This window comes from Neobacillus sp. NRS-1170 (assembly GCF_050468025.1).
Genome location: NZ_JBITPF010000073.1, coordinates 33,330 through 52,096 on the forward strand (window position 1 = coordinate 33,330; position 18,767 = coordinate 52,096).

Here is an 18,767-nt window from a genome sequence, read left to right on the forward strand (position 1 = left end):
ATTTTTAAAAATAAATATTTTCTAGGTGGGATGTTAATGGAGCAGCATGTGGATTATCTTATCGAACATTTTGGCTATTTCGGAATCATTATCGTGTTGATCGGAGGAATAGTCGGACTCCCTATTCCCGATGAAGTTCTTTTAACCTATGTTGGTTATAATGTGTTTCAAGGTAAATTATCTTACATACCGTCTTTGTTAAGCGCATTTGCTGGTGCAGCAGGAGGTATTTCACTTAGTTACTTTATAGGTTATAAATTCGGTTTGCCATTATTAAATAAGTTTGGTCCTAAAATCCACATTACGGAAGATAAAATCAATAGAACAAGGAAATTATTTAAAAAAGTCGGCCCCACTCTTATCTTAATAGGCTATTTTATTCCAGGAGTTCGCCATCTTGCTGCTTATGTTGCAGCTATAAATAGTTTTCCTTTTAAAAAATTTGTTGTGTATGCCTATGCCGGCGCAATACTTTGGAGTTTTGCTTTCATCACATTAGGAAGAGTGCTAGGAGAAAAATGGGGCTTGGTGGAAGTTTATATTTCAAAATATAGTATCTATTTCATTATGTTATTTGTGGTCCTTGCAATCGCCTTTTATCTATATTGGAGGAGAAGAAACCAATTTAGAAGTGGGTGAAGAAAAAAACCTTTGATGCAGTAATAATGGGCTTTTTTGACGAAAAGTTTTATTGACAATTGATACTATTTAGTAATACTATATACTAGTAGTCTGTAACACTAAATATAAGTAACACAAAATACCTGTGTTACAGAGTTCTGAAAAAAATATAAGTAAAATATAAATGGAAGTGAAAAATTGGAAAATATCACGGAAATGCTGAAAGGAGTGCTTGAGGGTTGTGTGCTTGAAATCATCAGCCGTGGAGAAACTTACGGCTATGAAATCACGCAGCAGCTGCGAGCACTGGGCTTTAGCGACATTGTGGAGGGAACAGTTTACACCATCACGATGCGGCTCGAAAAAAATAAACTCGTGGATATTGAGAAAAAGTCATCCACGATGGGCCCACCGCGGAAATTTTATCGGCTCAATGAAGCTGGCTAGCAAGAACTGGAAAATTTCTGGGCCAAATGGAACTTTGTTTCAAGCAAACTAAACGAATTAAAAGCAAAATAAAGGAGGAGAACAAACATGAGTATTTTAGAAAAAATCTTTGGAGATTTTAGCGAAAAGAAAGCATGGCGTGAAATGGAAAACCGCGCAAAAGCTTTACCTGAAGACTACTACAACGCCTACAAAGCGATGCAAAAGTATCTCTGGAACACTGGCGGCGTGATGGATTGGCAAGAAACGAAATTCGTCTTTAATCACATCATCGACCTTCTTGAAGAAGCCGCAGCCGATGGCAAGCGCGTTAAAGAAGTTACTGGAAACGACGTAGCAGCCTTCTGTGATAATCTCGTCATTGATGCAAAATCGTGGGTTGATAAGCAACGTCAAAAACTCAACGATGCGATTAAATAATAGAACTTTGCTGAACAGCTTAGTATCTTAAAGGAGACTACAATGAACTTTTTAGAAAAAATAACCGGCAGCGATATGACTAAAGAAATGAAAGGTTTTGAAGCACGAGCAAAAGTCTTGCCAGCCGAATATCAAATTGCTTGGAAAGAAATTGGAAGCAATCTCTGGATTCACGGAGATTTCACTGGTCGTAATCTGATGTCGATTCTTGACAGTGCTCTTGAACTGCTTGAAGTTACATCAGCAGACGGCCAGAGCGTCGAAGAAGTACTAGGAGATGATATCAAAGGCTTCTGCGCAGCGCTTGTTGGTGACGAAGGCGCAAAAACTTATCGAGATAAATGGCGTGACCAACTCAACAAGAACGTAGCAAGAAAATTAGGAGGACTGAAATGAGTATCAAAGAAATCATCGAAGGCAAAAAAAAAATGGAGAGCCCATGTTGCGCGTGTCAAAGCGCTTCCACAAGATTACCAAATTGTCTATAAAGAGATCCAAAAATATCTCTTCAAAGTCGGTCCTGTTGAGCTAAACGAAGGTATCGGACTGCTCTCGGAAATTCTCAGCTTCTTTGAAGAAGGCGCAGCTGCTGGGAAAGGCGTGCTTGAAGTCACAGGAACAGATGTTGCTGCTTTCTGCGATGCGCTGATTGAAGATTCAAAAACTTACGCTGATCTCTATCAAGAATCGGTCAATCAAAAAGTCGATAAGGCTATGAAAAAATAGAAACGTAGTACTTGACGGCAAAATTCTATCAAACTTTTGCCTAAGTAAAATCCAACTAAAAGTTTTAAGGTCTTGTCTCTTAATAAAGAGAGTGGACCTTTTTTATTGAAAAACCAAGAATACCGGTGAATGTCACAGGGATGGTAAGATGACAATATTTTCTCTCTAAAAAGTTGAAATGATGAAATTTTTTTAGGAAACAGAAAATGTCAATCCAGATATTAATAAGGGATGGACATAAGACATAAACGTAACCAAATGGTAATAGAAAAATTTTAGTAGTAAGGTGACCTAATGATGGCGTGAAACAAATGAATTAAAGAATTTTATCTAAATATGGATGAAGATCTTCACTATATAGACAGGTTTCACAAATTATTAAAACAGATTTTTCTTCATTTTCACTATCACCTTTTCTATCACCACAAACAGTACAAACTTGTTCCATGTTTATCACTCCTTAGTTCACTTATTCATACCTTTTCCATATTCTCCTTTTTACACTCCTATTAAACGATTTCAAATTAAATACCAAAATGCATTAGAATGTATTAAAATTTAGTGAAAACGAGAAAGTCGAAGTAAAACATGGGTGTAAGCGTTTTAATATAAATAAATTGAAGTATTTAGCCCGTTTTTAACGTTTTTTAACCCTTTACAATTAATTTTCATATGCGTAATATCATGCTCAAAGAAGAAATTCATATTGCCTAATCCCGAAAGGGAACGGAGGACCCAATTTTTTGGGGTTAATTCTACTTATGTAGAAGGGATGTCATTCTCTTTCGCCATCCTACCCGTCAGCTAACTTCGTCGGCTAAAGCGAAGGAGGTCAAAAGACCACCTATGAAGGTGCTTTTTTTGTGCTCTTTTTTACAGAAAAAGCTTACTTCCCATTTAGGAGGTCTTTTTGTTTTGATTAAAATGGAAAAAGGAGGAATATTATAATTAATCTTTTTGCACTTATACATATGATTATTTGATTATCAATCAATTCCCATTTATTTTGGGATTAGATTTATGCATGGAAAGAAATATAGTGCTGTAACTTCTATTAAGTTTAAGGTAATGTATCGTTTCTCGTATTTAAACGAAAAGGGAGAGTTTTAAATGAATGATCCGAGGCATTGGATTGAGATATTTCTATTTATTATAGCCTTAGCCCTTATATGGAGTGCATTTACTAACTTATCGGGTCTTAAACGATTTTTAATTGGTCGCCGTATGCGAACCGCTGAACTTTTTGAACAACACACAAAACTAATATGGTTCATCGCTTTGCCTATCCTTGCTGCTGACCTATATTCTTCCGTGTCTTATGGACCAGAAGCAGGGATGACCGAACTTGCCAAATTTGGAGAAGAGGGAAAATGGCTAATCATCCCAATAACTATTGCAACGGTTACTCTATTGGCTATATTAATCTCCTCTTACATTATGGGAATTTTAGCTTATCCCAGCGGTGGCGGGGCATACGCAATTGCGAAAGATAATTTTAAGGCGAAATGGGTTTCGCTAATTGCTTCCAGTTCCCTGCTGATTGATTATATACTCACCGTGGCAGTGTCTGTATCAGCAGCCCTAGAAGCAGTTGCCTCCGCTTATCCTGTGGTTCATCCTTTCCGAACGGAGCTAGGGATTACGATTGTATTTTTGCTATTGATTATGAACTTGCGTGGTGTGGCTGAGTCAGCAAAAATATTTGCATGGCCTACTATTGGATTTATGTTATGTATGCTCTTAGTAATCTTTACAGGTACATTTGACGGATTGAAACATGGATTCGTCGAAGAGTCCACCCCGCCATTTGGTACAGTTCCTGAAGGTTTAGGCTTATTACTAATCCTGAAAGCATTTAGTTCAGCTTGTTCGGCACTAACAGGAATTGAAACGATTTCAAATGCGGTCCCTGTTTTTAGGGATCCTCAACAAAAAGGAGCCATAAAAGCCTATATCACTTTAGGAGCAGTTACTGGTTTTACTCTCTTAGGTTTTGCCTATCTGATATATATCAAAGGGATTACACCTTCACCTGAAAACACGATGTTGTCCCAGTTGGCAGAGATGTATGTCGGTCATGGAATTTTGTATCAGATTATCATATGGTTCACATTCATTGTATTGATATTGGCAGCAAATTCGACTTTCACTGGTTTTGCCCAATTATCTGCGATAGTAGCAGCCGATGGTTTCTTACCCCGTGTCCTAACAAACCGAGGAGACCGCTTAGCATATTCGAATGGTATTATGGCATTGGCTGCTGCTGCTAGCGTATTAATCTTAGCATTCCATTCAGAAACCCATGCATTAATTCCGCTTTATGCAATTGGTGTATTTCTGTCTTTCTCAATTGCACAATTCGGATTGGTCCGCCGATGGTTAAGAGTAAAAGGTTCACGTTGGCAAATTAAATTGGCCGTTAATATTGTTGGGTTAATTGTCACATCCATGGTTACGGTAATTGTTGCCGTTACCAAGTTCACAGGTGGAGCATGGCTTGTCTTAGTTATATTGCCTTTAATGATCCTCATGTCTCTTGCTATTCGTCGTCATTATAACTTTGTTGCAGAAGACCTCCGTATGGACATTGAAAAAGAGTTTCCAGAAATGCGAGAAGTTACAACGATAGTACTTGTTTCAGGTGTTCACCGAGTAGTAAATAACACGATGTCTTTTGCTAAAAGTTTAGGCGGCAACATGATTGCTGTTTACGTGGGATTTGATGATGAATCCATTGTTAAAATGGAGGAAAAGTGGGAAAAATGGGGTTCGCCATGCAGGTTAGTTGTTCTCCGAAGCAAATATCGTTCAGTGTTGGAACCACTTAATCGCTTTATAAAATTAGTGGAAGAAAAGAAAGGTCACGGGCACATTCATTTGGTCATTCCGCAGTTTATACCTAAAAAATGGTGGCATAATTTATTGCATAATCAAACGGCTCTTCTATTGCGGTTTTGGTTTATCCGCCATAAGGATATAGTAATTACAACTGTTCCGTATCACCTAAAAAAATAAAGACAAATAGTATCTTAGTGGGAGGCATTACCTGAAAAGGTGTGCCTCCTTTTTTCACTACCATGAAAATTAACTTCTTTTAGATCCGAAAAATGGCAATACTACGAGCTTAATATCCAATATAGGCAAAAAGACTTCTATACGCAGTGTAGAAGTCTCTTCAGATTGGTTATGTTTTTAAAACAACTTTTATACAGTTGTCCTCACGATTATTAAATATTTGATAACCATGACTTGCTTATCAAGGGACATTTTGTGTGTGATAATCTCTCTTGGGTCAAACTCGTTTTTCGTTATTTTTTCAAATAATTCGGGCATAAAGTGTATGACTGGTGCCTGTCCCATTCTCAGATTGATATTTCTAATCCAGAATGCACCCAATGGAAACGCATTATAGTTCCCCCCGTAAACACCTGTTAATTGGACTGTTCCATATTTTCGCACAGCTTTTGTTGAAATTTGAATAGACCCTAGGGTTCCGCCTTGCAATTTTAATTTTTGTTCAAGAAACTCTAAAGGTGATTTTTTTCCGTCCATACCTACACAATCAATAACTACATCTGCCCCGCCATGAGTGATTTCTTTTAAATGCTCACCCATATCTGGAGACTTTGTAAATTCCAAAACCTCAACATTGTTCATTTTTTTGGCATGATTAATACGATAATCTAAATAATCAACAGCTATCACACGTTCTGCGCCTTTCATCCATGCAAACTTTTGAGTCATTAACCCAACAGGGCCACAACCAAGGACAATAACAGTATCTCCTTGTTTTACCCCTGCATTTACTACACTCCAGTAGGCAGTAGGGAGAACATCAGATAAAAAGAGAAGTGATTCATCTTCTAGTTCACATGATTCAGGGACAATAAAAGGAGTAAAGTTCCCAAAAGGGACTTTTAAATATTCTGCCTGACCACCCGGATGGTTACCGTACTTCTCTGAATAACCAAAGTATCCTCCTGAATCGTAATGAGGATTCGCGTTATCACATTGGCTTTCCATCTCATGCTCGCAATAAAAGCAATGACCACATGCCACGGTAAAAGGGATGATAACACGATCGCCTTTTTTTACCTTCGTTACTTCTGGTCCTACTTCTTCAACAATGCCCATGGGTTCATGGCCTATAATGTATCCAGGGGGTAATGGTAAATTTCCTTGATATAAATGCAAATCAGATCCACAAATAGCAGTAGAAGTAATCTTAACAATAATATCATCTTTTTTCTCTAATTTTGGGTCCTCTACTTCTTTAACCTGTACAGAATGTGTTCCTTGATAAGTTACAGCTTTCATTATTGTAGGGCCCTCGTATTCTTTAGCAATCGCTGCTGTTACTACTCATAGTATGTTCAGCCAGGAGAGTAAATAATATAATCTAAATTCTTGTTCCACTAACCAGGCAGGTTAGTTTAACCTCACATAATTGAGTATTATAGTGATAATATAAAGCATTTCTAAAGGAAGATTAAAATGAAGAATAGATTTTCAATTGGAGAAATGGCTAAACTCCATAATACGACGATAAAGACCCTAAGATATTATGATGAAATTAATTTATTAAAACCTATACATACGGATATTAACAACGGATATAGATACTACTCAACGGAACAATTTGAACAATTGAACACCATTCATTATTTAAAGGAATTAGGTTTTTCATTAAAGGAAATCAAGGGACATCTCGATCATAGGGATATCGATGGTTTTTTGTATCTCTTAGAGGAACAGAAACGATTAACGGAAGAAAAGATTAAAGAACTGGAACGAATTAAGCGCAGGTTCCAAAATCGAATCAAGGACATTAAATTAGCTCGAGAAAAAAAGGAAATGGGAGTACCAATCATAAGGGAAAGGAAAGAGAGGAAAATAGTAAGGTTAATGGAAAAAATCAGTTCAGAACCAGAGTTGGAAATTTCCCTGCGACAATTAGAGAATATGTGCAATATGAATTCTTCTATATTTATTGGCGGAGTAGGGCTTACAGTAAGTATTGATAATCTATTAAATAACAAGTTTAACGAATACAGCTCCATATTTATTTTAATCGAGGAAGATGATATTCAAAGTCCTTTAGTGACAACTCTTCCAGAAGGAAACTATGCCTGTATTTATTATAACGGAAATCATAACGATTCCCCAGAACACTATAGAAATTTACTGAATTGGATTCAAGATAAGGGTCTTCAAATAATGGGGGACTCCATTGAAAGAACAATAATTGATCATTATATTTCAGGGAGTAAAGATGACTACCTGACAGAAATACAAATACCAATAAAGTGTTGACCCTCCCCTTACAGGAGGGTCTATTTTTTTGGTTAAGAACATTAGTTAAAAGGAGAAGTGATTATGTTTGGAACGATATTCAATACAGTGATGATAATAGTCGGAAGTATTGTCGGCAGCATCTTTAAAAAAGGGATAAAAGATGAGTATCATAATATTCTAATGCAGGCTATGGGATTAGTAGCTCTGGGATTAGGAATAAATGCACTAGTACAACATTTACCTTCCAGCAAATATCCTGTACTTTTTATTGTAAGTTTAGCCGTCGGGGGATTACTCGGTCAAAAACTTAATTTGGAATCAAAATTTAATGCATTAGTTAATAAATATTCTAAGGGTAATTTAGCTGAGGGGTTATCGACTGCTATCTTATTATTTTGTATTGGAACGTTATCCATATTAGGTCCTGTAGAGGCTGCTTTAAAGGGAGATTATACGTATTTGCTTGCAAATGGTATGTTAGATGGAATTACTTCGATTGTTTTAGCATCCACATTTGGTTTTGGGATAGCAGTGGCAGGGATTGTGTTATTTGTATGGCAAGGTTCCATTTATTTAATTGCTCTTTTAATGGAGAACACCATAAATAATGATCTACTAAATGAAGTGACTATTGTAGGAGGTATATTGATATTAGCATCTGGTTTAAGTGTTTTGGACATTAAGAAATGTAATACCTTAAATCTTCTGCCATCATTAATGATTCCTCCTATTGTATTTTTGATTATTCATTTAGCCCACTTATAATATTTCTTTTGTAAAGATGCAAAGAAGTGATATCGAATAAGTGTCATTCGTTGAAGGCTAACATAGCATCTTAATAACGATATTAATATAATTAATGACTTAGTTCATCTGCTAGTAAGTTTCTTGCGATGTCTTTGTTGTTTAGTGAATTTCCACTCTAAGACTTGAACCATCCAATACTTTTTTTCATATAATTTAATAATATAAATTATTATAAGATAACAATATTAATAAACAAATCCAGAAGGGAGAATTGAGATGACTAAGGATGAGCTGATTTCAATAATCAGTAAAGAATTAACAAACAATCCCCAGCAAGATAGTTTAGTTATTGCACAAACGTACAATATTCCAATACTTATTGTTCAAATTTATAAAAGATGGATAACAAAAGAATAAACATAGGTCAAAGCTGTCATTTTGGCAGCTTTTCTTGTTCGACTAACGTAAGCAGGTTTGTTCAATATGGTTTAAAAGAAAAAGAACACATTAAGTATTCTCGAACTCATTTTGTATTTTGGGGAGGCTAACTGTGTTCGTACTTAATTAATTCAACTGGTGGATATTCCTTAGGAAGGTTCTTCATTGTTTGACGAGATGGTTCGACCGCAAAGTATAAAGTTTCAGTTCCAAAAATTTTTCCATAGCTTTGTACTATTTATTTCCTTTAAACGAAATAGATACCGTATCAATTTGTGAAAGTGTTGTTGCATAGCCGTTAATATGGGTATTGAACTATTTTTAAGGAAAACAGTTGACGCCCTTACTACTCGGTGTTACAATGTACTTGTAATAAGTAATACTAAATAGCGTGATTTCCCAAAAGCTATTCAGTAAAAATTTACCTTAGTACTAAGTTATACAGAATATAAGTCAGACAAAATAGAGGTGCCGCTGAACATGGAAAATTTAACTGAAATGCTGAAGGGTTCGCTTGAAGGCTGCGTACTGGAAATCATCAGCCGCAATGAAACCTATGGCTACGAGATTACCCGCCGCCTGAACGAGCTTGGGTTTACCGAAGTCGTGGAAGGGACGGTCTACACCATCCTCGTGCGATTAGAAAAGAAAAGGCTGGTGAGCATAGAAAAGAAACCTTCAGATATGGGGCCGCCACGCAAGTTTTACTCACTTAATGAGGCTGGCCGCCAGGAACTTGAATTGTTTTGGAAAAAATGGGATTTTGTATCATCAAAAATTAACGTCTTGAAGTCAATCTAGCTTCATAAGATATTCCGTCCGATAATTTTAGTAGTGTCTTGTACAGCTTTATAATAAAAGGAGGAAAAATAACATGTTGGAAATGTTCAAAAAAATGATTGGTGATAAAAAAGAATACAAGATGATGATGGCACGGGTTGAAGTCCTGCCAGAGGACTACCAGTTTGTATTTAAGAAAATTCAAAACTACATGTGGAATTTCTCAGCGGGCAACGGGATGGATATGCTGCACATTCAGTATGAATTAATCGATTTGTTCGAAGCCGGTGCGGCGGAAGGCAGACAAGTGCTGGAAATCACTGGGGCCGACGTGGCGTTCTTTGCCGACGAACTTGTGGCAAACGCTAAAACCTATGTCGCCAAGTATCGTGAAGATTTGAACCAAAGTATCATGAATCGATTGGGAAAAAAATAAATGCAATAGAGAATACCGACTGAATAGCTAGTTACAAATGTGAATTGCCATCTTCGCTATTCAGTTATATTTTTAACCTGGTAATAAGTAATACTGATTATCAGTCAGACTAAATAGAAGAGTATAGGCAATCTAGCTCCAAAAGGCGCCTATTATAAGGAGGAAAAAAGTATGAACAATGCAGCGATTTCTGTAAAAGGGTTAAAAAAATCCTTTAAAGACAAGGAAGTCTTAAAAGGGGTGGATTTTGAGGTGCGGCGTGGCGAAATTTTCGCACTGCTAGGCTCAAATGGAGCGGGTAAGACGACGACGGTCAACATCCTCTCGACGCTGATGAAGCCCGATGGAGGCGAAGCAGGTATTTGCGGCTTTGACGTCCAGCGTCAACCGGATCATGTTCGCCAGAGCATCAGCCTGACAGGGCAATTCGCAGCTTTAGACGGCATGCTCACCGGGCGGGAAAACCTGATAATGATCGCCAAGTTGCGGGGAGTTTCCAATCCCGCTCAAGTCGCCGACAATCTGCTTGCAAGATTCAGCCTGACCGATGCGGCCAACCGCCGGGCAGACACATATTCCGGCGGGATGAAGCGCCGGCTTGACATCGCCATGAGCCTGATTGGGACGCCGGCAGTCATTTTTCTCGACGAACCGACGACAGGGCTTGACCCCGAAGCGCGGATTGAAGTCTGGGATACCGTCAAGGAGCTTGCTGGCGGCGGCACGACCATCTTGCTGACGACCCAGTACTTGGAAGAAGCCGAACAACTGGCGGACCGTATCGCTATCCTGCATGGCGGAAAAATCATCACGACAGGTACCCTTACCGAACTCAAGGAGATGTTCCCGCCAGCGAAGGTGGAGTACATCGAGAAGCAGCCGACATTGGAGGAAATTTTCCTCGTGATCATCGGCAAAAAGGAGGAGATGTAAATGAAAAGCAAAACAGGGGTATTACTAGGGCGTTTAATGCGCAACATCATGCGCAGCCCGGATACGATTATCACGGTGGCGATTACGCCGATAATGATGCTGCTGCTGTTTGTCTACGTATTTGGCGGCGCCATAGAGTCGGGCACGGACAACTACGTCAATTATTTATTGCCGGGAATCTTGCTGATGGCTATCGCATCCGGCGTCGCTTATACTTCCGTGCGGCTGTTTACGGATGTAAAGAGCGGGCTGATGGCGCGTTTCATTACCATGCCCATCAAGCGATCGTCGGTATTGTGGGCGCACGTGTTGACCTCGCTTGTTTCCAATGCGCTTACTATCGTGGTGGTTATCCTTGTAGCGCTCTTGATGGGCTTCCGTTCCAGCGCTGATATCCTGGATTGGCTCGCGGTAGCTGGGATACTTGGGCTGTTTACGCTGGCGCTGACATGGCTGGCGATTATTCCTGGATTGACAGCGGGGTCTATGGAAGGGGCGACAGCCTACTCGTACCCGCTGATTTTCCTGCCGTTTATCAGTTCGGCCTTTGTCCCTACCGAAACCATGCCTAAAATTGTTCGTGCGTTCGCAGAGAACCAGCCCGTTACTTCAATCGTGAACGCGATTCGTGCCCTCTTGTATGAAGGGTCTGTTGGCAACGATATCTGGATCGCGCTTGCCTGGTGCGTCGGCATCATGGTCATAGCTTACCTCTTCGCCATTAAAGCATTTAAACGCCAGTTAGGGTAAGTACACCATTATGTGTTTAGCCATATCAATAGTCACAGATTAATTGCAAAGACCCAATTATAAGGTTTGCTTCTTAGCAAACGGGTGCGAGAGTTATAGATTGGGATCGCTGAGGTGATCCCTTTTTTACTGCACTAACGGGGCAGATTACAAAAGATAGACTAATATCATTTAAAAATGCATGTTCAGTTAGAAATCTGAATTCTTTTTAAATTGTGTCAAGTTTAATTTGTTAAAACGGAAAATTTTGATTCATATAAATTAAACAAGAGATCGTTGAGATCCCTTGTTTAATTTAAACCTAATTTTCTGCCAACTCTTTCCTATTCGGAGCATGTGGTGGTTCTTCCATCCATCCTCTTTCTATCAAAATGTCGGCGCCCTCCTTCCCATACTGCAATATTTCAGGAATTAGTTTTGAATATTCAATAGCAAGGTCTATTCGTGCTGATGAAGCTATTGCATGACCAATATAGGTTATTCCTTGTGTATTGAGTATAGTTACAAGGTTCATGATGAGCTTTTCTGAAAAAGGAGATACAGTAGAAGTTGTCACTTCTGAGTTAACCATTATAGTGCCAAGCAAATCATCCTTGATTAAAGTATGGTTTAGGAAATGAATTTGTTTTTGAGCTAAGTCTTTTCCTTTTGTCAAAAATTTTTTTATTTGTTCATCTTTCACAACTTGAATAAATCCTGTGAGTAAGACTACAGCAAAATAGTTCCTTTCAATGTTAAAAAATATTTCAGATAGTTCAAGAACATTTAGAGGGCGTTTCTCTTCGAACCACTTGGATAAAAATGTTTCTTTCTTTTTAACAAATTCAACTTTATCGGGATAAGGGATCATTGTTGGGCGATCGTATATCCCTTTAGAAAGCATTAGATTTACTGATGTATTATAAAGATCCAATGAGGAAGTTAAACACTTAGAGAAGAAAGATCGAATATCTTCGCGGGCAACATTAGAAGTTAGCATACTATAGGCCATCAAACCCATACGACTCATCCCGTAAGCGTAGCTTACAGGAAATAAATCGAAAAACAAAGGTGGAGCTGAAAGATCAATGTCTTCATCGGAAAATCCCTTGGGAATAGGGAAATTCTCCTTTTCAAAAATATTCTTGATTTCCTCAATATGTTTTTGTGATATATCTAATGTTAGTTTAATTATGGCTTTAACATCTTCATTGTTCGACTGTTGCAGGAAATGCTTAGAGAGACAGATAGATAAGCTATCCATAATATAAGTAGCCCATAATCCTGCAATTTCTGTTGATGATAAACCAACAGTATGTTTTGTATTCATTGAAAATCTCCTCTTATTATTGGATTTTTCTAATTTAAGTATTACTCATACCAAAACAACTTATTCTTCCTTTCATATTTGTGTAGAATAAGCGAAAGAAAATAAAATGGGTAAATATGGAAATATCTGAATAAGAGTGGACAAGCGTGGGAGAAAAAACTCTTTATACTTAAACTAACGGGTGCAAGAGTTTAACTATGGGGTGCAACGGCAGCTCATTTTCTTTTTGTGCTTACAGCACTGGTTACTTGAAGATGGAAACCAAATTTTTTTGGAGAATATTAATAATAATTGTGCTCATTAGTCAATTGAGTTGTGAGGTGTGCTATGGTCAACTAAGCAGGTTAACTAAAGAAGGAATTTAACCAATAAATAATGAATAATGATATACCCAAAGGATTCGATTTTTAATAATAACCATTCAGGGGGAAAAGAGAATGAATCGAATTTTAATTGGTGGATTTGTGATGCTAGGTGGATTGTTGGTTACTTTAACAATTATCGTGGCGGGTGCCATTTATGCTACGAGTATTACCGAATGGTCTGGAAAGTCAAAATTGTGGTTTTCAATTTTTGGGGCAAAGCAATATGGCGATGAAGTTGTAGAGTCTTTATTTCTGGGTTTTCCATTTATGATAGGCGTTTTGTTTACGTTATTAGGGTTATTAATCTTAGGGTATGAGTATTATAAATCCTTTAAAAAGTAGGATGGTAAAATTGAGGTCTTATTCAAATTAACTAGAGTTAGAGTTGAACAATGGGTTGCTGCGGCAACTCTTTTTTCTTGTTCCACTAATTTTGGAATTTATTCTAATTTCTGTATAAAGAACGCTAACCGATATGATTAACGTTCTATACATGATGGAAGTGAACACGCAGGTGGCGGATTGATCACAGTATTAGATTCAAAAAAACGATCTCTGATTATGCGAAAGCCCAGACGCTTCTAAAGTAAGACTGAACGATACGATTACGAAGGTCGGGAGTAGTGTTTTAATATAGAGTTGGAGTTGGAGGAGAACAATGGAAGTTAACAATATCTCTTAAAGCAACCGAATATTGATTCCATCTTCCGCCGAAAAACCTATAGCCATAAACTCTTTGATGCCCGACAGTCGTCAAAAAAAACCAGAAATTGTCTCCGTTTCTAAGCCACAAATACGTGAAACGATAGATACAATTTTCAAGACCCCAGGGACTCTGGGCATAGGTTGGATTTTGTCGTATATATACCATAATTCGAGGTTCACTCCCTATTGAAATTAGACATATAACCAGTTTATGCTCAGGGTCAAAGCTTGGATTGGATGTATGCCTAGTAGCCCACCTACATTCAAATATGAATGAAGAAGCTTATATGAATTTTTTTAAGGATTGGGCAACTATTTTTATTAAGAACGGTATCTCTAATCCCAAGTAAATTATTAACAGTTTAAATAAAACATGGAGTTGTTCAACTACCGGGTGCTTGAGTTTAACATCGTAGGTAGCTCTTCACCTCCTTTTCTTATTGATATATAGTAAGCAGATTTCTTAAATAAAAAATAATCGTTTAGAATTGTCTTTAATATTAAAATGGAGGACAAGGGGAAAGATGTTATTGATAACTAATAACTTTTAAAAGGAGTAACGATGAATAAAGCACAAAGCCAAATTCCGAAGGGAAAATTGGATCTGTATGACAAGCTTATCGAAACCATTCCGAATATTGAACGCAAAGGGGTCACGTCGCCGTATACATCATTAAATGGTCACATGTTTACCTATCTTTCTAAAGATGGTGTTTTAGGCATTCGACTTCCCAAAGATAAAAGAGAGGCTTTTCTACATGAATATAATACTGTCCTCTATGAACAACATGGGTCTACTCTAAAGGAATATGTGACCGTTCCTGATTATTTGTTGGAGAAAGCCGAAGAATTGAAGAAGTATCTTGAAATTAGTTATGAGTACGTTAAGGGATTAAAGACTAATCCTATGCTGGGGATATGTTTTGGATAATCTCAAAAAACTTTTGGAGAAAAATAAGTAACAAGGGCACCGAAAAACTGCATTTCATAAGGGATGCAGTTTTACTTATTGAAGTAACGGAGCAGTTTACTTCAATAAACACAATAGTATCTTAATGTGAAACTAGATTCTAAAACATTTCATAATCTGTTTTCGATAAATATTTTTAATAAAGACTAGAAAAAATAAGTTCATCATGAAAGAGGAGCTTATCCAATGAAAAAAATTTTGTTTATTAGCGTGTTTTTATTGATTTCTTTTTTCTCCTTTCAAGTAAATTCGGATGCATCCGATAACAGTCGAGAAGAATATGAAAAAACTGGGCGTGTTATTTGGGAAGTAAACACAAAAGAAAAGTTAGTTGCCCTTACTTTCGATGATGGACCTCATCCTGTTTTCACTCCTCAAATACTTAATATATTAGCAAAACATGATGCTAAAGCTACATTTTTTGTAGCTGGCAATAAGGTAGTCAGATTTCCAGATCTTTTAAAAAGAGAAGTTAAAGAAGGACATGAAATTGCCAATCATACATTCCATCATATTTATGGGAATATACCCTCTGCAAAACTATCCTCTGAATTGGATGAAACAGATAAAATTATTAAGAAATTCACTGGTTTAAAACCGTCTCTCTATCGTCCCGTGGGGGGTTTTTATAATGATGTAATTATTAATACCGCTATAAAAAATGGAAAAGAGGTCGTATTATGGTCATGGGATCAAGATTCTCGTGATTGGGCAGATCCTCCAGCAAGTCAAATTTACAGTAATATTAAAAAAGGAATAAAACCAGGTAATATCATTATCTTTCATGATTGGCATGGTAGTGAATATACTCAAACCTGTTCTACAACAAAAGCCTTAGAAAACATTTTGGAGTTTTTAGATAAGAACGGGTATAAATGTGTAACGGTAACTGAATTGCTCTACCGTTCAACGCAAATATTTCCAGAGTCTTTTGGAATCTATCCTTCAAAGAAAGGAAAAACTTCTCACATTAATTTAATGTTTTAAAAATACATTTTTTCATTGAAACATCATTAACCCCGTTAATGTTCTTATTAGCCTCTAATTTGATGCTTCTTAACGGATTTGATATTTTTAAAAATAAAAACCAACCTAAACAAATGGGTTACTTCGATTTAGGTGTGGGAGGTTTTTTAATTATTGTAATTTTTATTACGTATTTTTAAGCTAATTGGTGCTTTGCTGGGATTACTGAGCAAAGCCTTTTTTCTTGTTCAACTAATGGCAGATTTGTTGAAGAAGGATATTTTCCCGTTTTAAGCGAATTAGAATTTCAAACAAACCTTACACGAATACAGGTATTAAAAGTAACAGGAACATAGGAGGTATGAGATATGAAGATCAATAGAATAGATCATGTGAGTATAAACGTAAATAATCTTTCAGAGGCTAAAGCGTTTTTTCTTGATTTAGGACTTGAAGTGCAAGCGGAATGGGAATTGGATGGAGAACAGTTGGACAGAATAGTTGGGCTTAATGATGTTAAAACGGCATGTGTAGGATTGGGGATGCCAGATGGTCAGGCATGGATAGAGCTAGTCAAATTTTATTCGCCGTCAGATGAAAAAGATATTCAGCAACCTTTTGCAAATACGCTGGGTATCCGACATATTTGCTTTGCTGTTGAAGATATTGAAGCTATTGTTGCAAAATTGAAAAAGAAGGGAACGGAAATCTTTAGTGAGATACAGCAATATGAAGAAAGTTATAAGTTATGCTACGTTCGTGGTCCAGAGGGAATTATTTTAGAGTTGGCGGAGAAAATCAGATAAATATTGAATGGGACTTTAAATGATTTATATCTCAAACTTTAAAGATTGACTTCTTAAACTATCGGGTGCGATGCTTCAATAACGAAGGATCGCTTTTTCCTTACTCAATTAACTGGGTAGCTTAGTGGAGCAAGGAATAGGGAAATTATTATAGAATTTAATGTTATTGACTATTTTTAGGGAGATAAAATATGGGAGTTATTACATTTATAAAATACTCTTTAATGATGTTACCTACATTATTAACATTAATTCTATTAATAAGATTTTTTCCAAATACAGGGCTTGGGAGGATAGTAGCTTTTCCAACAATATTTATCATAAATTCTGTGCTATTCATTTTGGGATTTAAAATGACCCGCAATTTAAAGTTTACTGCAAATACTATGATATGGATTGCAATAATTCTGTTAACAGTAGTGATCACAATGGTCTTTTACCCACAAGAGTATGGCCCTCACATCATCAAGAAAATAATTGAAAAAATAAAAAATTGATCAAAAAATGGTCTGCATTCGAATGACAATGCAGACCAATTTTGTCGTTTATTTTCAATGATAAATTGCTAAAATTTATTGTTTCTAAGCTGTTGCTTGTTTTTGGCCAACATCTGCTTAAAGTCTACTTCCATAAGAATAATGGAGAGCATAATAAGGATTCCTCCAACAATTAACTGAACTGTAAATGATTCAAAGCCAAACATTACTGAAAAAATACTGCCAAAAGCTCCTTCAAGCATCATAATTAATCCAGCAGTTGTTGCGGAAGTATGCTTTTGAGCTAAAACCTGAACAGTTTGACCAACAAACGAACAGATTATTCCCATATATAACAATGGCACTATTGCAACAGACCAATTGATATTAGTAAGCTGTCCTTCCTCTACGAAGAAGAAAAAAGCCAGCCCCCCTATTGCTTGTACAACCCCAAGCATAAAAGCTACAATGCTGAAATCAGTTGTTCTTGCTCCGTAACCGAGATATACAATAGAGCCTGCATAAAACAGCGCACAAATAAAAGAATATACGTCACCGATATTTATGGTTATTGCTTTATTTAATATTCCAGTTAATATTGTCATTCCAAGTAAACAAAAGGCAATGGAAACAAAGCTTTTTACTGGGAGTTTCTTTTTATATATAACCCAAGCCAAGAAAGGTATAATGACTACATATGTTGCCGAAATAAAGGCGTTATTGGATGGAGTGGTATACTTAACACCAATAGTCTGTGTAATAAATCCGCCAAAATTAAGCAATCCCGCAATGAGCCCAATTTTAAAGTCATTAAGGGTCATTTTAAATATCTTTTTATAAAAAAACATAAGTACCAAAACAGCAAAGAGAAAGCCCCTGGAAAAATTTACAAATCCAACAGACACATTTGCATCTAGAGCTATTTTTGTTACAACAAACCCAGAACCCCAAAGTGCCGCAGCTATCAATAGTAGCACGTTTGCCATTGATTTTGTCATTTTCATATGTTAATTCTCCTTTTCATAAAAAATCCCGCCTCTTAAAGTAAAGAGGCGGGAACTACTACTCTTATACAGTTTTCATTGAAAATCCAACGATAATTAGTAACGGAATTGATTTTCCGACACACCCCAAATGGAATTTTGGGGGTTTTTAAGAATCATTGTTCATTAATGATAAAACTAGCTTTCGTCTTTCCCAAACAATTCTTCTTTATACATTTTTGATTCATCTTTAATTTACTAGATTATCTTAATGTAATCAACCCATTGTTATCTTCATAAGAGATTGTGAAGGTTCGCGCTTAAACTACCATGGAACAAAGTCATGCATTTGCTCTCTTGAATGATTTTGTTTTGTTTAGTCATGGTTATGACCATAAGGCAGCGGTGTGCTTGTATTCTTCAAGGGACAAGAAAAGAAAGACATTTCAAACCGTTACTCAGAATGGAGAAGAACTGATATATGATTATGCTGTTGGCAGAGGGAGCAAATTGTTCTTAGTTAAGGATAATGATGTTTACATAATAAATATGGAAGATGAAAAGTTTGTGAAGGAATGTACTGATATGAACGAA

20 protein-coding genes, 3 pseudogenes and 1 riboswitch are annotated in these 18,767 nt (G+C 36.8%); of the genes and pseudogenes, 19 read left to right on the forward strand and 4 right to left on the reverse strand.

From position 1 onward, the window contains the following. Nucleotides 1-36: 36 nt before the first annotated feature. The 5 genes and pseudogenes from ACIFOT_RS26810 to ACIFOT_RS26830 all read left to right on the forward strand — a co-directional run bounded on the left by ACIFOT_RS26810 (nt 37) and on the right by ACIFOT_RS26830 (nt 2,214). A complete protein-coding gene (locus ACIFOT_RS26810) occupies nt 37-639 on the forward strand; it encodes a DedA family protein (protein WP_430070294.1) in 603 nt (200 codons plus the stop codon). Between the two features lie 180 nt (nt 640-819). Further along, nucleotides 820-1,140, forward strand: a pseudogene (locus ACIFOT_RS26815) (PadR family transcriptional regulator). Between the two features lie 15 nt (nt 1,141-1,155). Continuing rightward, nucleotides 1,156-1,488, forward strand: coding sequence for a DUF1048 domain-containing protein (locus ACIFOT_RS26820; protein WP_430070297.1), 333 nt, complete (start codon nt 1,156-1,158; stop codon nt 1,486-1,488). Nucleotides 1,489-1,530: 42 nt separating this feature from the next. Further along, nucleotides 1,531-1,884 carry a DUF1048 domain-containing protein gene (locus ACIFOT_RS26825; RefSeq protein ID WP_430070300.1) on the forward strand — a complete coding sequence of 118 codons (354 nt, stop codon included), beginning with the start codon at nt 1,531-1,533 and terminating at the stop codon, nt 1,882-1,884. Then, a pseudogene (locus ACIFOT_RS26830) lies at nt 1,881-2,214 on the forward strand (DUF1048 domain-containing protein). Before ACIFOT_RS26825 ends, ACIFOT_RS26830 begins: the two are co-directional and overlap by 4 nt. 316 nt (nt 2,215-2,530) lie before the next feature. On the opposite strand, the gene ACIFOT_RS26835 reads toward ACIFOT_RS26830, so the two are convergent. Further along, on the reverse strand, nt 2,531-2,662 hold the full coding sequence (locus ACIFOT_RS26835) for a hypothetical protein (protein WP_430070303.1): 132 nt from the start codon (nt 2,660-2,662) through the stop codon (nt 2,531-2,533). A 249-nt stretch (nt 2,663-2,911) separates the two neighbouring features. Continuing rightward, nucleotides 2,912-3,048, forward strand: a riboswitch (cyclic di-AMP (ydaO/yuaA leader). A 276-nt stretch (nt 3,049-3,324) separates the two neighbouring features. Here ACIFOT_RS26835 and ACIFOT_RS26840 point away from each other — a divergent pair. Continuing rightward, nucleotides 3,325-5,229 (forward strand): APC family permease, encoded by a 1,905-nt coding sequence (locus ACIFOT_RS26840; protein ID WP_430070306.1) that lies wholly within the window; start codon nt 3,325-3,327, stop codon nt 5,227-5,229. Nucleotides 5,230-5,398: 169 nt separating this feature from the next. On the opposite strand, the pseudogene ACIFOT_RS26845 reads toward ACIFOT_RS26840, so the two are convergent. Then, nucleotides 5,399-6,531, reverse strand: a pseudogene (locus ACIFOT_RS26845) (zinc-dependent alcohol dehydrogenase). A 177-nt stretch (nt 6,532-6,708) separates the two neighbouring features. Here ACIFOT_RS26845 and ACIFOT_RS26850 point away from each other — a divergent pair. The 7 genes from ACIFOT_RS26850 (at nt 6,709) to ACIFOT_RS26880 (ending at nt 11,593) form a co-directional block, all read left to right on the forward strand. Next, nucleotides 6,709-7,527 (forward strand): MerR family transcriptional regulator, encoded by an 819-nt coding sequence (locus ACIFOT_RS26850; RefSeq protein ID WP_430070309.1) that lies wholly within the window; start codon nt 6,709-6,711, stop codon nt 7,525-7,527. 63 nt (nt 7,528-7,590) lie between these two features. Next, nucleotides 7,591-8,274, forward strand: a complete 684-nt coding sequence (locus tag ACIFOT_RS26855; protein WP_430070312.1) for a DUF554 domain-containing protein — start codon at nt 7,591-7,593, stop codon at nt 8,272-8,274. 258 nt (nt 8,275-8,532) lie between these two features. Next, nucleotides 8,533-8,673, forward strand: coding sequence for a hypothetical protein (locus ACIFOT_RS26860; protein ID WP_430070315.1), 141 nt, complete (start codon nt 8,533-8,535; stop codon nt 8,671-8,673). A 501-nt stretch (nt 8,674-9,174) separates the two neighbouring features. Further along, nucleotides 9,175-9,495, forward strand: a complete 321-nt coding sequence (locus tag ACIFOT_RS26865; protein ID WP_430070318.1) for a PadR family transcriptional regulator — start codon at nt 9,175-9,177, stop codon at nt 9,493-9,495. A 73-nt stretch (nt 9,496-9,568) separates the two neighbouring features. Continuing rightward, nucleotides 9,569-9,910: a DUF1048 domain-containing protein gene (locus ACIFOT_RS26870; protein ID WP_430070321.1), complete on the forward strand. Its 342-nt coding sequence runs from the start codon at nt 9,569-9,571 to the stop codon at nt 9,908-9,910. Nucleotides 9,911-10,081: 171 nt separating this feature from the next. After that, entirely contained in the window at nt 10,082-10,843 is a 762-nt protein-coding gene (locus ACIFOT_RS26875; protein WP_430070324.1) for an ABC transporter ATP-binding protein, read from the forward strand. Further along, entirely contained in the window at nt 10,844-11,593 is a 750-nt protein-coding gene (locus ACIFOT_RS26880) for an ABC transporter permease (RefSeq protein WP_430070327.1), read from the forward strand. It abuts the gene before it with no gap. A 301-nt stretch (nt 11,594-11,894) separates the two neighbouring features. Here the strand turns inward: ACIFOT_RS26880 and ACIFOT_RS26885 are convergent, their stop codons facing one another. Then, complete coding sequence (locus ACIFOT_RS26885) at nt 11,895-12,902, reverse strand: DUF3231 family protein (RefSeq protein WP_430070330.1); 1,008 nt, start codon at nt 12,900-12,902, stop codon at nt 11,895-11,897. A gap of 437 nt (nt 12,903-13,339) precedes the next feature. Between ACIFOT_RS26885 and ACIFOT_RS26890 the strand changes: the two genes are divergently transcribed. From ACIFOT_RS26890 to ACIFOT_RS26910, 5 genes are all read left to right on the forward strand, one after another. Then, nucleotides 13,340-13,609 (forward strand): hypothetical protein, encoded by a 270-nt coding sequence (locus tag ACIFOT_RS26890; protein ID WP_430070332.1) that lies wholly within the window; start codon nt 13,340-13,342, stop codon nt 13,607-13,609. Nucleotides 13,610-14,534: 925 nt separating this feature from the next. Continuing rightward, nucleotides 14,535-14,903 (forward strand): hypothetical protein, encoded by a 369-nt coding sequence (locus ACIFOT_RS26895; RefSeq protein ID WP_430070334.1) that lies wholly within the window; start codon nt 14,535-14,537, stop codon nt 14,901-14,903. 225 nt (nt 14,904-15,128) lie between these two features. Continuing rightward, nucleotides 15,129-15,929 carry a polysaccharide deacetylase family protein gene (locus ACIFOT_RS26900; RefSeq protein ID WP_430070336.1) on the forward strand — a complete coding sequence of 267 codons (801 nt, stop codon included), beginning with the start codon at nt 15,129-15,131 and terminating at the stop codon, nt 15,927-15,929. 347 nt (nt 15,930-16,276) lie between these two features. After that, nucleotides 16,277-16,714 (forward strand): VOC family protein, encoded by a 438-nt coding sequence (locus tag ACIFOT_RS26905; RefSeq protein ID WP_335472978.1) that lies wholly within the window; start codon nt 16,277-16,279, stop codon nt 16,712-16,714. Between the two features lie 191 nt (nt 16,715-16,905). Then, the gene (locus ACIFOT_RS26910; RefSeq protein WP_430070339.1) at nt 16,906-17,211 is read left to right on the forward strand and encodes a hypothetical protein; all 306 of its coding nucleotides are present in this window, start codon (nt 16,906-16,908) and stop codon (nt 17,209-17,211) included. A gap of 68 nt (nt 17,212-17,279) precedes the next feature. Here the strand turns inward: ACIFOT_RS26910 and ACIFOT_RS26915 are convergent, their stop codons facing one another. Continuing rightward, on the reverse strand, nt 17,280-18,194 hold the full coding sequence (locus ACIFOT_RS26915) for a DMT family transporter (protein ID WP_430070342.1): 915 nt from the start codon (nt 18,192-18,194) through the stop codon (nt 17,280-17,282). Between the two features lie 309 nt (nt 18,195-18,503). Here ACIFOT_RS26915 and ACIFOT_RS26920 point away from each other — a divergent pair. Next, nucleotides 18,504-18,767, forward strand: a 264-nt coding sequence (locus tag ACIFOT_RS26920; protein ID WP_430070345.1) for a hypothetical protein, incomplete at its 3' end; no start/stop codon positions are given.